The 15,683-nt window shown below is 50.8% G+C and carries 11 protein-coding genes and 1 other RNA gene; 6 read left to right on the plus strand and 6 right to left on the minus strand.

Annotated features, from left to right (window positions below; translation table 11 throughout):
* Positions 1–77 precede the first annotated feature (77 nt).
* Entirely contained in the window at positions 78–458 is a 381-nt protein-coding gene (locus AB3R30_RS20225; protein ID WP_458651021.1) for a hypothetical protein, read from the minus strand.
* A 168-nt stretch (positions 459–626) separates the two neighbouring features.
* Here AB3R30_RS20225 and AB3R30_RS20230 point away from each other — a divergent pair, with 168 nt between their 5' ends.
* The 3 genes from AB3R30_RS20230 to AB3R30_RS20240 all read left to right on the plus strand — a co-directional run bounded on the left by AB3R30_RS20230 (position 627) and on the right by AB3R30_RS20240 (position 5,299).
* Entirely contained in the window at positions 627–2,216 is a 1,590-nt protein-coding gene (locus tag AB3R30_RS20230; protein ID WP_458651022.1) for a tetratricopeptide repeat protein, read from the plus strand.
* A 264-nt stretch (positions 2,217–2,480) separates the two neighbouring features.
* Positions 2,481–3,665: a homocysteine biosynthesis protein gene (locus AB3R30_RS20235; RefSeq protein WP_458651023.1), complete on the plus strand. Its 1,185-nt coding sequence runs from the start codon at positions 2,481–2,483 to the stop codon at positions 3,663–3,665.
* A gap of 248 nt (positions 3,666–3,913) precedes the next feature.
* Entirely contained in the window at positions 3,914–5,299 is a 1,386-nt protein-coding gene (locus AB3R30_RS20240; protein WP_458651024.1) for a tetratricopeptide repeat protein, read from the plus strand.
* Positions 5,300–5,347: 48 nt separating this feature from the next.
* Here the strand turns inward: AB3R30_RS20240 and AB3R30_RS20245 are convergent, their stop codons facing one another.
* Complete coding sequence (locus AB3R30_RS20245) at positions 5,348–8,779, minus strand: DUF4347 domain-containing protein (RefSeq protein WP_458651025.1); 3,432 nt, start codon at positions 8,777–8,779, stop codon at positions 5,348–5,350.
* Positions 8,780–9,170: 391 nt separating this feature from the next.
* Here AB3R30_RS20245 and AB3R30_RS20250 point away from each other — a divergent pair, with 391 nt between their 5' ends.
* A complete protein-coding gene (locus tag AB3R30_RS20250; RefSeq protein ID WP_458651026.1) occupies positions 9,171–10,139 on the plus strand; it encodes a tetratricopeptide repeat protein in 969 nt (322 codons plus the stop codon).
* Between the two features lie 62 nt (positions 10,140–10,201).
* On the plus strand, positions 10,202–10,894 hold the full coding sequence (locus AB3R30_RS20255) for a Uma2 family endonuclease (RefSeq protein ID WP_458651027.1): 693 nt from the start codon (positions 10,202–10,204) through the stop codon (positions 10,892–10,894).
* A gap of 55 nt (positions 10,895–10,949) precedes the next feature.
* On the opposite strand, the gene AB3R30_RS20260 is transcribed toward AB3R30_RS20255, so the two are convergent.
* The 4 genes from AB3R30_RS20260 to queC all read right to left on the minus strand — a co-directional run bounded on the left by AB3R30_RS20260 (position 10,950) and on the right by queC (position 15,232).
* A complete protein-coding gene (locus tag AB3R30_RS20260) occupies positions 10,950–11,123 on the minus strand; it encodes a PCP reductase family protein (RefSeq protein ID WP_458651028.1) in 174 nt (57 codons plus the stop codon).
* Between the two features lie 10 nt (positions 11,124–11,133).
* Positions 11,134–12,234 (minus strand): M23 family metallopeptidase, encoded by a 1,101-nt coding sequence (locus AB3R30_RS20265; RefSeq protein ID WP_458651029.1) that lies wholly within the window; start codon positions 12,232–12,234, stop codon positions 11,134–11,136.
* 66 nt (positions 12,235–12,300) lie between these two features.
* Entirely contained in the window at positions 12,301–14,229 is a 1,929-nt protein-coding gene (locus AB3R30_RS20270; RefSeq protein ID WP_458651030.1) for a TolC family protein, read from the minus strand.
* Positions 14,230–14,518: 289 nt separating this feature from the next.
* A complete protein-coding gene (gene queC / locus AB3R30_RS20275; RefSeq protein ID WP_458651031.1) occupies positions 14,519–15,232 on the minus strand; it encodes a 7-cyano-7-deazaguanine synthase QueC in 714 nt (237 codons plus the stop codon).
* A gap of 26 nt (positions 15,233–15,258) precedes the next feature.
* Between queC and ssrA the strand changes: the two genes are divergently transcribed.
* Positions 15,259–15,646: a transfer-messenger RNA gene (gene ssrA, locus AB3R30_RS20280) on the plus strand.
* Positions 15,647–15,683: the final 37 nt, after the last annotated feature.

The raw sequence follows: 15,683 nt of genomic DNA on the forward strand, positions 1-15,683 counted from the left end.
AACTCAAAACTCAAAACTCAAAACTCAAAACTCAAAACTCAAAACTCAAAACTCAAAACTCAAAACTCAAAACTTTCTTAATCCAATCCATCTCTTCGTCCCAGTTCGTAAATGGCGCAACTTAGACACGCTAGAGTTCCGATGCTGATTGCCCAACTTTGTCCTAAGGTTGCTTCTATGCCAAAGTTACACAGTCCGCCGAATATGAAGAAGGGGACAATACTGAAAATGGAGGCGTAGAAGGCATTTTGCATTTCTCGTCTTTGACGATCGCGTTCAAATTCTGCTTGCGAGAGGTAAAGCGATCGCTCGGCAAAATTAAACCAGCGGCTCAGTTGATCAATGACCCATTCACTGAGAGGCGATAAACCGAGGTAAAGCGCCAATGACCACAAGCTAGTTCCCGCGATCGCGATGGGGCTAACCTCGAATGTGAAGGGAACAATTTCGATCATCATGGCATAGGCGGCATGGAAAAGCCGATGAGACGGTAATCTATAATTACTGAAAAGTGTTTGATTCGCAAATAGTTGGGCAGGTCAAGTTCTTGGCTCCTATTTTCTGCGATCGCCAGCAGAAGCGATAGACTAAACCTGTGGTTGCGTCCTGGTTCAAGGAGATGATCGTTGACTAACTCCTTTCCGCTAAATCCCTCCTCTGTGAATGCGGCTGAAGTATTCAATCGCGCGATCGCCTATCACCAAGCCGGAAACCTTGCCGCCGCCGAGCAGCTTTATCGGCAAATTTTGCAGCAGCAACCTCAAAACGTCAATGCGCTCTCCATGATGGGGGTGATCTGCTGTCAGCAGGGCAATTTAGAGCAAGGAATTGTGCTGTATCGGCAGGCGTTGGCAATCCGCCCAGAGCATCGGGAAGCGCGGGAAAACCTGAATTTGGCGCTCTGGAAACAGGGGAAACGCTTGATGGATGAGGCGATCGCCAATTTCAATCTAATAATTAACTTTGCGCCAACGAATGTGCAAGCTCACAATGTTTTGGCAAGCATTCATTTAGAGCAAGGACAATATGAGCCAGCAATTGCCTTATATCAACAATCTTTAGCCATAGATCCTAGCAACATCGCCGCGCTTCATGGCATTGGATCTGCGCTGCAATTGCAAGGAAAATCGAATTTTTCAGTTCATTTTTATCAACAGGCGCTTGATCTCCAGCCCGATCATCTAGACAGCCTCATTGGACTCTCTAAAGTGCTGCTCGATCAGGGTAATTTGGCTGAAGCACTGAGCGTGATAAACCGCGTACTCGCCCTTAGCCCTAATCATGCGATCGCCCGATATAACCGAGCATTGATGCTGATTCAACAAGGCAATTTTCAAGAAGGATTTGCAGAATATGAATGGCGGTTTAAGACAGGGGAGTTTCCACCCTGTCCGTTTAAGCAGCCCGTGTGGGATGGAAAACCCCTGGCAGGACGAACCCTTTTACTTCATGCAGAACAAGGCTTGGGAGACACGCTGCAATTTATTCGCTATGCCGCGATCGCCACTCAAAGCGGTGGACGAGTCATTTTCACCTGCCATCGCCCTCTAATTCGCTTACTGTCTACTCTCCCAGGAATCGAAGAGTTGATTCCGATGGGTCTGCCGCTGCCTGCATTTGATGTGTATGCGCCACTCCTGAGCTTGCCGACCATTTTGGGCACTACATTGGAGACAGTGCCGCAATCGGTGCCCTATATTGATCTGCCTGCTGCTAATTGGCAACTGCCGATCGCCGCGACTTCCTCAAATAAGTCTTCCCCAGCCTTTAAAGTGGGCATCGTTTGGGCAGGCGGAAATCTCTATAAACAAAACTATCGGCGATCTCTGTCTCTCAAGCAGTTTGAACCCATTGTGAATGTTCCAAATATTGCATTTTACAGTTTGCAAAAGGGAATTCCTCAAATAGAAATTGCTGAGCTTGGCTGGGAATCACGTCTGCACGATCTCAACAGTCACCTAACCGATATGGCAGATACCGCCACCGCGATCGCCCAACTCGATCTCGTCATCACCGTCGATACCTCCGTCGCTCATCTAGCTGGCGCACTGGGTAAACCCGTCTGGCTGTTACTTTCCCACGTTGCCGACTGGCGCTGGCTCAGCGATCGCAACGACACGCCCTGGTATCCAACCATGCGCCTGTTCCGCCAACATCAACCCGGCGACTGGCATACCTTAATGCAGAAAGTAGCAGGGGAGTTGGAAAGGTTCTAGGAAGCAGGGGTTAGGAATTAGGGGTTAGGAATTAGGATCGATTCACTAAGACATGCACCTTAAATCTGGGCATTGCTGAATGCAGACATGATTTTCATAGGTAGGGGTAGCGCCTTGTCCCTACCCTCTTTAGGATAAAGGGCAACCCCAAGAGATTGTCCCTATGAATTTCATATCTCGACTCGGAAACGCCTAACTCTGCCTCTTGTTGCCCATTCCCTGTTCCCTATTCCCTGTTCCCTGACCCCTAAAATCTGATTCATCATGCGGACGATCGCCGAAATCAATGACAAAATTAACCGTAAATCTGTAGTGGTTTGGACAGCGGAAGAATTAAAAGCACGGGTTGCAGAGGTAGGCGTGACGCAGACAGCAAAAGAAGTTGATGTCGTTACGACGGGCACGTTTGAGCCGATGGAGTCTTCTGGCGCAATCATCAACTTGGGGCATACTGATCCACCGATTAAAATTCGGCAGTGCTGGATCGATGGAGTGCCCGCCTATTCGGGGTTTGGAGCAGTGGATTTATACTTAGGTGCCACTCAAGTCAGTGAATCGGTTGACGGAGAGGAAATGCGAGAGCGGGGCGGCGGTTCTGTGATTGCAGATTTGATTGCCGGGAAACGGGTGAGCTTGAGGGCGATCGGGCAGGTGACCGATTGCTATCCCCGTGCTTCTTTTGAAACCACAATCACCCGCGACACCATTAATCAATTCTATTTGTTCAATCCGCGCAACCTTTACCAGAATTTTATTGTGGGCGTGAATGGCGGCGATCGCCCGTTGTTCACCTATCTAGGTCCATTGCAACCTCGTTTAGGGAATGCGGTGTATTCCAGTCCTGGAGCCATTTCGCCCCTGTTAAACGATCCCGACTTACAAGTGGTTGGCATTGGCAGCCGAATTTTTCTGGGCGGCGGCATTGGCTATGTTGCTTGGGAAGGCACTCAGCATTTCCCTTTGCAAAAGCGTTTGCCCAACCGCACGCCGATCGGTCCCGCCGCTACCCTCGCGCTGATTGGAGATGCGAAGCAAATGAATCCTCGCTGGGTCAGGGGTTGCTACTTTAAGAGCTATGGTCCCTCGCTCATGTTGGGCGTTGGCATTGCCCTGCCCATGTTGAATGAAACCGTGGTCGCCCATTGCGCGGTGCAAGATCGCGAATTGGTTGCGCCCATCGTAGATTTTTCTATTCCTAGACGAGTCCGCCCAACGTTTGGATTGGTGAGCTATGCTCAGCTTAAATCAGGACGAATCACCATTGAGGGAAAACCCGTGCGGGTTGCGCCGCTTGCGAGTGTTTATCTCTCGCGACAGGTTGCGTTAGAGCTAAAGCAATGGATAGAATCAGGAGACTTTCAGTTAACCGAGCCAGTGGCACCGCTACCGAGCGATCGCACCCTGCTCCCTCAAGATGTTTGGGGCGGCTCTCAACTTGCGATCGATTAAAACTTCTCTTAATGCAATGTGCAATATTCCTAACCTCCCTCACCCTAAATCCCTCTCTCCCGTTCTGGGAGAGGGACTTTGAACCATTCTTGCTCCCCTTCTCCTGCCTTGGGAGAAGGGGAGGGGGGATGAGGGCTGACTTTAGTTGCATATCAGGTCTTAATGCAATGTGCAATGTTCCTAGTCACCCTCCCCTATCTTTGAGTAGTACGCTGGTGTAAAGCGAGTGGGAATCTTCAATCAACGCCATGTCTCGTAGTTCAAAGTCGGAAGCCGAATTCTTTCTTCAGCAAGGGTTGCAACTCAGCCAAGCGGGTGCTTATGAGGAGGCAAATGTGAGCTTTGAGCGAGCCTCACAGCTTTATTCTAGTTGGCATGAAACCTGGTATTTCAAAGGGATCGCTCTATACGAATTGCAGCGCTATACCGAGGCAGCGACTTGCTTTGAGCAGGCACTTGATTTAAAGCCCAATTATCCAGAAGCTTTAAACGCGCATGGCATGGCGCTGTTTAGTTTGGGGAGTTATGAAGCCGCGATCGCTAGTTATGACAAAGCCATTAAATTACGCCCCGATTTTCATCAAGCGTGGTACAACCGGGGCAATGCACTAGATAAATCAAACTGCTATGAAGCGGCAATCCATAGCTTTGATCAAGCTTTGAAATTGGAGCCGGAGTATTCTCGATCATGGTATAACCGAGCCATTACGCTTTATAAGCAAGAAAAATATGAGGCGGCGATCGCTAGCTATGATAAAGCGATCGAGTTTCGCCCCCACTATTCCAATGCCTGGTACAATCGCGCCAACATCTTAAATCGGCTCAAGCGTTATACCGAAGCATTAGAGAACTACGATCGTGTGCTAACGATCAAATCAGACTGGTATGCCGCCTACTATAACCATGGCAACGTCCTTCATAAGCTGAAACGGCACGAGGCAGCGGTTACTAGCTATGACAATGCCCTCAAAATCAAGCCCAACTTCTACGAAGCTTGGTATAACCGGGGCAATGCGCTTGATGCTTTAGGACGCTACGATGATGCGATCGCCAGTTACCGCCAAGCCTTAGCGCTCAAACCCACATTGCGAGAGGGTTGGTATAACTGGGGCAGCACTTTACACAAAGCCGGACGATATGAAGCGGCGATCGCTAGCTATAACCAAGCGATCGTTCTGGATGCCAAGTTTGCCAGAGCTTGGCACAGTCGCGGGGTAGCTTTTCGTAAGTTGGGCATGTATGCCGAAGCCATGACGAGCTACGACAAAGCAGTGCAACATAACCCCAACTTGTATGAATCTTGGTATGGACGGGGCGTGACTTTGGGGCATTTAGGACGAAATGAAGCTGCTGTTTCTAGCTACGATCGCGCCCTAGAAATCAACCCTTCTTTTTACCCCGCTTGGTACAGTCGGGGGGTTGCTCTTAGCCATAGTGGAGATTATCAAGCCGCCATCACCAGCTACGATCGCGCCTTAGAAATTCGCCCTGATTTTCCATCGGCTTTGCGGCGACGCACTTTGGCACTTGATCCGAAAAGTCTTGTGATGTTTGCACCTGATTTAGACCACGATGAGGATTTTAATGATCCTGTATTCGCGAACGATATGATTGAAGGATCTTTGAATTCGTAACGCGATCGCCCCTCCATGTCGGAAGAGCGATCGCGCTTTCAGTTGGGGTTAGGACACCACCACAAAATCGGTGACATCAATCAGGTTGAAGTTCACATTATCCAGATATGCCAATACTTCACCCGTTGCCGTCACCAACAGCCGGGTACGAGTACCCTCCTGCTGAACCGTCAGTTGGTTGTAGGTCAATCCCCCTGCTAAAACGAATTTATCCGTACCATTCTGGAAGTCCTGAATCGTGTCAGTCCCTTCGCCTGCCGTCAGGACAAAGCGATCGCTGCCGTTGCCCCCGTTGAGGATGTCGTTGCCCAGACCGCCGCGCAACACATCATCCCCATTACCACCCAACAGGAAGTCATTACCTGCGCCGCCAAACAGGGTGTCATCGCCGTTGCCGCCATTAATGCGATCGTTCCCTGCAGTGCCATTTAGGGTATCTTTGCCATTGCCCCCGTTCAGGTTGCGTCCAACAGTGACGGTAAAGGTGGTGGGTGTGACGAGATTGCCATCACTGACATTGACGGTGATCATCGCCGTGCCAAATTGGTTGTTGGCAGGAGTGAGGGTAATCGTGCGATTGGCACCAGAGCCACCGAAGACAATGCTGCCGTTGGGAAATAGGGCAGTGTTGCTGGAGGTTGCCGTCATGGTTAAGGAACTCGCGGCGGTTTCCACATCGCTAATGGTGAAGGAAATGGGAGAGGTGGCGGTGTTCTGCCCAGTGGTTTGGTCGGCGATCGTGCTAACCACTGGCGCATCATTTACCGACGTAATCACCAGATTGAAGTTGCTGGCGGCAGAGAGATTTCCGGCATCGGTAGCGGTGACTTTCAGCGCCAGGGTGCCGTTGAAGTTGAGCGGCGGAGTTCCGGAGAAAGTGCCTGTTGCGGAGTCAAAACTGAGCCAACTGGGCAACGCGGTGTTATCCGCGAGGGAGGCACTTAGGGCAAGGGTGGAATTATCCACATCGCTGAAGGTGTTAACAGGAATCGTGAAATTCACCGCCGTATCTTCAGGACTACTCTGATTACCAAGGGGATTGGCAACCACGGGAGCATCATTCACGGCTGCAATGGTGAGGCTAACGGTGGCGGTGTTGGAGGCAAAGGTGCCATCGCTGAGGGTGTAGGTGAAGCTATCGCTGGCGTTGAGGGTAGAGGTGGATGTGAAACTGCCGCCGCCGTTGAGGGTGGAGGTGAAACCGCCGCCGCCGTTGAGGGTGGAGGTGAAACCGCCGTTGGCGTTAGCCGTGGGGGTGTAGGTGAAACTGCCGCTGCCGTTGAGGGTGAGGCTGCCGTTGGTCAGGCTAATTGCCGTGCCCACATTGGCGGCGCTGCCATTCACCGTGGCGACGGTGAGCGGGTTGCCATCGGGGTCGCTGTCTGCCCCGTTGGGAGTGGTGTTGGTGATCACGTTACCCGTAAGCGCGGTGTCTTCGTTGGTGGTGAAGCTGTCATTGGTAGCAACGGGCGCATCGTTGACGGGGGTGATGTTAAGGGTGATGGTTTGGGATTGCGTGTTGGTGCCAGCGGTGACGCTGTAGTTGAAGGTGCCTGCACTGCCGTTGGCATTGGCGACAGGCTTAAAGACCAATCCTGCTAACTGGGCGGTTGTTAAGCTTTGATTGAGGGTTACTGCTGTGGTGCCATCTGCGAGATAAACAGCCCCTTTAGTTGCATCCGGCAGCCCAGTTACTGTAATAGTTGGGGTGGGCAAGGGCGTTTGTAATTCAAACGCACCGATATCGACTGTGCCGCCCACGATACGGGTAAAGCCAGTGCCCCGCTGATCAAAATTGGTATTGGCAGGAAGGAGCGTATTTCTCCCGGCATTGACAGCCGGGTTTGGGGCTGTGGGAGCCGTGATCCCGAGGGCGGTGGACGATGTATCTTCCAGGAGGGTCACCGTTTTGTTGGCTTGAACGGTTAAGCTCAGGGTGGGAAGCAGCGCCAGAGTTTGGGTGGAACCACCGTTGTTGGCAAGCGTGGTGTTGAGAATCTGGTCTAAGCCGACTGTCGGAGTGACATAGGTGAGGAAGAAGCCAGGGAAAGAAGTCAACGCCTCATAGCCGCTACTGCCACTATACCCAAACAGGTTATTGCTGCCGGTGCTGAAGTCGGCGTTGAAGTCGTAAATTTCCCTGCCAGTGGAAGCGCTGTTGCCTGCTACAAGGCTGTTATTGATGGTGAAGGCTCCCAAGAAGTTGCTGATGCCGCCGCCGTCACCTGTTGCCGAGTTACCGCTAAAGGTGCTGTTGTTAACGGTTAGAACTGCGCTGCCGTCTCCGTTCAAAGAATCGATGTTAATGGCACCGCCGTTACCTGTTGTCGAATTACCGCTAAAAGTGCTGTTGTTAACGGTGAGGACTGCGGTGCCGTCTATAGACGAGCTATCAATCGCACCGCCACCCGCAGTCGCGGAGTTACCGCTAAAGGTGCTGTTGTTAACGGTTACGGTGCCATCAACGCTAAAGATTGCACCACCAAAGCGGGCTGCGTTCTCGCTAAAGGTACTGTTGTTGACGGTTAAGGCACCGCCAGAGTTTAGGATACCGCCACCGGCTATGATTCCGCTGATAGGTTTCCCCCTCGTGATGGTCAACCCGTTCAGTTCTGCGGTGGCTCCACTGTTGATCTGGAAGACGCGGACAGAATCGTTGCCGCTGACGGTAATAGCGTTACCCCCATTGATGGTGGTTTTGGCGCTGTCAGTGAGATCGAGTTGACTGCCGAGGGTAATGGTGCCAGCGACAGAAAAGTTAATTGTGTCTGCCTCTGTACTCGTATTGGCAGCGGCGATCGCCTGCCGTAAGGAGCCTGCGCCATCGTTATTCAGGTTCGTGACGGTGAACGTTGCCAGGACGTTTTGATAGGCTGCCTGTGCCCAGTCGGAGAGAAACTCGGAGGTTTCAATACTGCCCGTCGCAAATTCCAGTTCCCAATCCCCACCCAAGGCACTACTGCCCGTCAGGTCACTCGATGCCGCCACATCTGCTCCCGTGAGTGCCGCAATCTGACTAACAAAATTCTGTCCCGTGGCATCTGCCGCTAGATCACAGCCGTAGAACAGCAAGTCTGCGTCTTCAGTCAGGAACCTTGACCAGGATTGCAAGATTCCGGCGTAGTCGATCAGGTTAGCGCTATTTAGACTGGTATTGCCCAGTTGCAACGCGCCATTGCTGCCGTGGGAAAACACTGACACCGAAGCCAAATTGCTGTAGCCTGCCAACACTTGGCTAATCTGGCTCAGTTCATCGCCAGCGGGATTGAGCAGATAGACCGCAGTGTTGGGGGCGAGTCCATCCACCAGGGTTTGATAGTCGGATAAGCCCGTATCGACAAAGGCGATCGCGCTGCTACTCCCGGTCAAAGACAGCGGTGCAGCCAATGGATCGATCAATTGATCGATCCATGCGGTGTCCGAGAACGCTAGATTAGAACCTGTGGAAACCAGATCAGAACGAAGGGTAGACTCAAGCATTTAATAACTCCAGACTATAAATATTGCAGAACAATTTGGCTCTCACCTACTGGAGAGGAGCCAGACCTGACCTATCAAAATAGTCAAAAATTCACAAATCTCTGTAAAGATCGTCACACTGCTATTCTTCAGAAACAGGTCTGAAAGCCTGACAAATCTATTGCATTTGCAACCGTACTATTACTTAGATAAAATCTGAGAATCATTATCCAGGTAAGCGTAATAAATTTGAGGCGATCTCACAGAAACTTTACTATTTCTTTAAAAAAACTATATGTAGTGAATGATGCATCCATTTCTAAATTTTTCCTGGCTACTAATAATTACTGGGTTCGCTAGCACGTTGACAACGGGGGTGATCGCAATAGTTTTCCCAACTGAAATCTTTTCGATGGCTGAAATTGCCCAGGCTCAGCCAGCACCGCCTCGTAAAATTGCCGCTGACCAGTTTTATGAGCAAGGGCGACAGCAGTATCAAGTGAAGCAGTTTGCCGCTGCCCTGGATTCGGTTCAGGCAGCCCTGGCAATCTATCGCGAGTTGAACGATCGCCCTGGTATGGCGCAAGTGCTGAATTTTTTGGGCAATGTTTTGATTCAGCAGAAAGATTCAGTCAGAGCGATCGCAGCTTATCAGCAAAGTTTGCAAATTGCCAAAGAAATTCGCGATCGCCGTAGTGAAGGCAATACCTTAAACAACCTGGGGGCAATTTATTACCGTCAGGGCAACTATGCCAGGGCAATTGAAGTGATGGAACAGGATTTGGCGATCGCACGCGAACTCAAAAACCGTCAGAGTGAGCGAGAAGCCCTCACCAATCTGGGCATGGCATACCGGGCATCGGGCTATCCTGCCAAAGCCGTTGCCTATGAACTTCAAAGTGTCGCACTAGCACGAGCATTAAACGAACAACTTTTGGTTACAGTGCCCATGCAAGCAGGACTAGAATTTGCCGGGTCTCAAACTCGCAACGTGGGCACGGTTGCAGAAGGCTTTCGCGCCTGGTTTGTGTCTCCTACTCTGCCGCCTGCTCCCAATCTGCGAGTCATCATTCGGAATGTTACCGCTGGCATGAACCCAAAATCATTGCCTTATACCGATCGCACCTATAACAAAGGCTGGATCTCAGAAGAACTAACTTTAGATTTTGGCACTCAACATAATGGCGATGTTTTTGTGCTGGCAGACGGCAAAAATAGGTTTACTTACGAGATTAAGCAGGGCGATCGCGTGTTGGAATCAGGTGAATTTAATGCCACAATCACCCGTCGCAGCCCGCCTGCCCTGCCCGAAATCCCTCCCCCCGGACCTCAGCCATTGCTAGACGGGGATGGACGGGACCGCGCCGGGTCATTCAGGTAAGGCGATCGCCTGATTCTGGCACCGTTCTATAATGAATCATCTATCCTCTTTTGGGACTAACCGTGATTTCCCAATCCCTCCATCACAACTTGCCCAGCACTGCCGACCTGCCCTGCTCGGATGATACGCCCGTGGACAATGAGGATCAAAATTTACTTCCTAATTTGCTGTTGTTATTATTGACGCATCTATGGTCAGCGCGGATGGATTGGTACTTCGGCGTGGACATGGCGGTGTATCACACAACAGGCGAGAATCCTAGAGTTCCTGTAGTACCCGATGGGTTTCTGAGTCTGGGGGTAGAACGCAAGAAAGGTGGAAAATCTCGGCGCAGCTATGCCACTTGGGAAGAAAGCGATATTGTGCCCAGTTTCGTCCTAGAAATGGTGTCTCACCGTCCAGGGAGTGAGTACGATGAAAAGGTTGAGTTATATGCAAAGCTCGGCGTGTTGTACTACCTGGCTTATAACCCAGAGTTTTGGCAACGGGATGGTCATCAGCCGTTTGAATTGTATAAGTTAGAAAACGGCGTTTATCAACTGCAAATCGGTGAGCCTTATTGGATGCCGGAGGTGGGTTTAGGAATTGGGCGTTATCAAGGCGTGGTGGGTGGGTTACCGCAGGAAATGTTGACTTGGTATAATGAACGCGGCGATCGCCACCTTAGACCTGAAGAGCAGGAGCGGCTACAGCGAGAACGGCTAGAGGCATTTTTGCGATCGCAGGGGATCGATCCCGATCAACTGCCGAATTAGGGTATTCCAGATTAAGCGAACCGCCGGATTAAGGCGTTAGAGATGCGATCGCTTTTTATTTCTCGCCAAACTTCTGCTTTGCTTGCTCGTAAACCTCAACCGTAATTTCGGTGATTTCCCGTTCACGGGCAAACGTTTCAATTTTCTTACGAGCAGCCGGACGCACGAAAAAGGGAATTTCCTTTAATCGTGCTTCTGCCTCTGGTGTCCACTGGATGGCATTGCTCATGATGGTTCTGTTATTGGTCGCGATCTCCAGGTTGTTTAAGAGATGGCGGTAAAACAATGGCTGATGTCACCTGACTTGATGCCGTTTTAGTCTTCGCTTGCCAATCAATTTCACCTGAAACGCCTGCCAAGCCGCGATAGGAAAGCTTTAGATCACTTGCCGCCGCAATTCCCTTCTGGGAGATGTCTAACGCTTTGACCAATGAGGCTAGGGCATATTCCAACTGATCGCCTGCATCCAACGCAACCCATCCTTCTGGAGTCAACTGGCGAAACTCAAAATGCAGGTGCGGTCCTGTGGAATTGCCCGTACTGCCCACGCGCCCAATCACTTCACCTTGCTTAACTACTTCTCCCTGTTTAACAAAAATTTCTGAAAGGTGTGCATAGAGCGACTGCTGAGTGCCTTTGTTGTGGTTCAATGCCACAGCCAACCCATAGCCACCCAAGAAGTCTGCTAGGGCAACCTGTCCGGCATAAGCAGCCAAAACAGGAGTTCCCATGGGTGCGCCTAGATCAGTGCCAGAATGAAATCGCGACGAACCAAATATAGGATGAATCCGCCAGCCGAAGACTGAAGTAATTGGAGCTGGCAGGGATAGGGGAAATACGAGTCGAATATTACCATTGCCTAAACGAGCCGGGGGACGGAACGTGCGTTGATAGAAATCTTTGAGTGAAGCGGTCGTGCCCACTCCAGCGCCAAGACTCTCACTGCCAATGCTGAGCGGTGCTGATTGCACTGAGCCGAGGGCGCTGGGTAGCCGGATCTGGGGTAGTCCAGGAGAGGCGATCGCGGGGCTGGTACGCTCTGTTGCGCCAATGCCATAGCCCGTTGAATCGATGTAAGATTCGTTGACTGGAGCCGCTGGTTCGATCGCGGCAGGAGCCGGAACAAACGGTGCGGGTTCCACTGGAGCCATTTGGGGTTCTGCCAAAATGGGCGTATCGGTAGAATCAGGAGAGATCGCATCACCCGATTCAGCCGAGGTTTGAGCCTGCAAGGTGCCACTTAAGAGACCCAAGACTCCTGCGAGACTAAGTCCTGATACGACCAGCGATCGCGACCAGCTTGGCAATACTATTCTCAGAGGTTGAGTCCGTCGATTCATATCCCATTCTCACGTTTTAAGACAAATACAGCGCGTCTAGCCATCTCATACTAACGATCTTGTCCACTATCGGGGCGATGGCAAAAGATTACCGCCAGGAACTATGGAGTTCGTGACTGTTTTGGGCAATGTTGGAGTCGTTGATCCCGCAGGAATCGGCAGGTTTGTCACAAAGCGAGTCAGGGATGCCAATGCCCGGTTGTAGTCAATAATTGCAGTAATAAAATCACCTTCTGCCTGGGTCAATGCATTCTGAGTGTTAATCACCTCAGTCTGCGTACCTACGCCTGCTTGAAAACGCAGCCGCGCCAGTCGCAATGCTTCTCTTGCCTGCTCGATCGCCTGTCTATTGGTGCCAATATTCAAAAAGTTAGTACCCAAATTGGTATAAGCCGTTTCAACCTGAAGCTGAATTTGCTCGCGAGTATTTGCAAAATTTGTTTCTGCTTGAGCAATATTGGCATCTTGTTGGCTTGCCTGTGCCCGTGCTGCTCCACCATCAAAGAAATTCCACTGAAACCCAAGCGATGTACTAAAGCCATCGGCAAACCCCAGTTGATCTCTCAAATTATTCAAAATGTTGTATTGAAAGTTGAACGCAACCGTTGGACCCAATGCTGCCAATGCTGCCTTTTTCTGTTGTTCTGCGGATGCTCTTTGAGCCAAAAATCGTTCTAATTCAGCCCGATTCTTAAATGCTGTGACAATAGATTGCTCCAAAGACATATCCCAAACTCCGGCAACTTCTACCGGGTCGGCAGCAGCAAGATTGAGATAAGGAGGCACTGCCAAAAGTTGGGCAAGCTCACGGCGACGAATTTGTTGGGTTCCTAGAGAGGTGACCAGCAATTGCTGGCTGCGGGCAAGCTGAACTTGCTGTTGGAGTACGTCTAGCCGAGTGCCAATGCCGGCTCTTTCCTGGGCGACGACATCCCGCAAGATTGCCTCCGCATTTCGGACGGCAGATTGTTGAATACGAACCGATTCATCCCCGCGTTGCAGTTCGTAATAGGCATTGGAAACGTCTAGCTGTAACTGTTGTAAGGTCACTTCAACCTGAAGTTCTTGCGATCGCACCTGCTGTTCTGCGGCGCGAATTTGAGCCGGACGACGACCCGACGTATAAATGTCATAGCCAACCTGCACCGTGCCATTCAGCGACGTGGATTGCTGATCGCCACTAGCGTCCTGCTGAAGCGCGGGGGGTAAGGATTGTTGTGCCTGTGTTCGCGCAGCTTGCGACAATTGCCCAGACGCGGATCGAGCTTGAGAAATTTGCCCATTCGCGCCAATGGTTGGATAGCGGGCTGCTTGGGCTTGCCGTAATACTGCCCGCTCCCGTTGCAATACTTCAGTGGCTAGCTGTAAATCACGGTTATTCCGTTTCGCTAACTCCAACGCCTGCTGCAATGTAATCGGCTGAATTCCTCTTAATCTTACTTCTTCGGGTCGAGTGGGAAAGCTGAGCGGATTGGGATTAGGGTTGAGATATTCCGGCGGCACTCCCGACTTTGCGGGACCGATGGGCTGGTTTTGAAACGGTAGCGCTGGAATGGTTGGAGTGATTGGCACAGTTGGAATTACTGAAGCCGGGGTGGTGCCTAAAGCTGGAGTGGGGTCGGTAGTCTGAATGGGGGCGGCTGGATCGGCTTGCGCTGTTTGCTGCGATCGCGTTTCGGTGGATGACGTAGAGGCTATTGATTCTCTAGCATTTTTCCGAACGCTCGGCTTAGCCAATTTAGACTTTTTAACCGTCGGCTGCGATCGCGCTAATTGATTGGGTTGAGATGTAGGTGCGATCGGGGCGATCGATTGTGTGGCGCTTTTATTTAAAAGTAGCTGGTCAACTTTTTCGGAGTCTGTTTTTGATAAAAACTGTGCATCGATAGCCGTGATTTGGGCTAAATCAAGTTCTTGGGAATATCCCGCAGCCGTGTGAGATACAGCGACTAAAACTCCCACACCTACAGCAACTAATGGATGAGATGATCCCATGCGTACCTACTACCTAATCAAAGAGACTTCTCGAAACAAACATCGCCTGCTAGAGAACAACCTATAGCAGGATACCGGGTTGTTGGATAACTAGCAAAATTTTTTGAATTTTCCTTGCCATCTCAAGCGCTGAAATCTAAGTCACAGTAAATGTACATCATATTTCCTAGAACACATCATTAAAAAGCGTTCTCAGAATGACCTCCTTAATAAAAGCATAAGTGCATGAGATCGACTTCACCCAAATGTCTCTTCCTTCGCGATCAAGCCAAACACTGAAAATAGTTTTTTATGATTTTGCTTTTTCTGAAGTGGATACACCAAACTCGACTCCCACAGGCGTTGCTAGAGCAGCGCATCCGGCTTCGATCAAGGCTTTATCTCGAATCCGGCAGGAATCACAGCGTCCACAAGGGTCTGTATTTCCCTGATAGCAAGACCAAGTGAGTGCAATCGGAATGCCAAACGCCAACGCTTTATGCACAATATCGACCTTGGAGTCCATGACCAAAGGGGCAATTAACGTGGGCGCATTGCCTTCTAAGCCAGCTTTGGACGACAGGGTAGCGAGTTGCTGAAAGGCGCTGAGATAGTCTGGGCGACAATCGGGATAGCCGGAATAATCCACAGCATTAATCCCTAGATAAATTGCAGTGGCACCTTTAGCTTCTGCCAAGGAAAGGGCGATCGCAATGAACACCGTATTTCGCCCTGGCACATAGGTAATCGGAATTTCTCCAGGCTGAACTCCAGATTGGGGCACCGCGATCGCGGAGTCTGTGAGCGCCGACCCGCCCCACTGTGCCAAATCGACACTCAGGATAAAGTGATTTTGAATGCCCAAGTGTGATGCTACGTGCTGCGCCGCCAAAATCTCGCGATCGTGTCGCTGCCCATACCGCAAAGAAAGGGCGATAATCTCGTAGCCATCGGCGATCGCCTGGGCTGCCGCCGTTGCCGAATCCAACCCACCCGATAGTAATACAACAGCTTTTGGTTTCATAGGGCTATAATAGGAAAACACGACACGGGGCTGTAACGGTTTCGACGTGCTGGCGAACTCTACATTGTGATGCAGGTCGAGAGCGAGCTACCTCTCGGAAATCAATGGCTCAAAAAACAGTACATGCGAACAACATCGTACCCTTTGCTCGTAAGCAAGCACTAGTTGCTGCCTAAAAACCCCTAGCGGTTCGAGCGTCTGTCATTTGACTCCGTTAAGGATGATAGACCAACCCCCAACGGATGCTCCAGTTCACCGTCTTTGGTTGGTAACTGGCTAAGACTTTACCAGAGAATCCTATCGTCCGGGATAAAGGACGATTCCCGCGTTGAGGATTAGAAACGCTAAACCTGTGAATGAGTGATGTACTAATACCCAGGGCGGACACGGGTTCGACTCCCGTCAGCTCCATTAATTGATAAAGGAATAAGGTAAATTGGGGGCGTATCAC

Source organism: Sivoneniella epilithica UHCC 1019 (assembly GCF_040830845.1).
Lineage (GTDB): Bacteria > Cyanobacteriota > Cyanobacteriia > Leptolyngbyales > Leptolyngbyaceae > ULC077BIN1.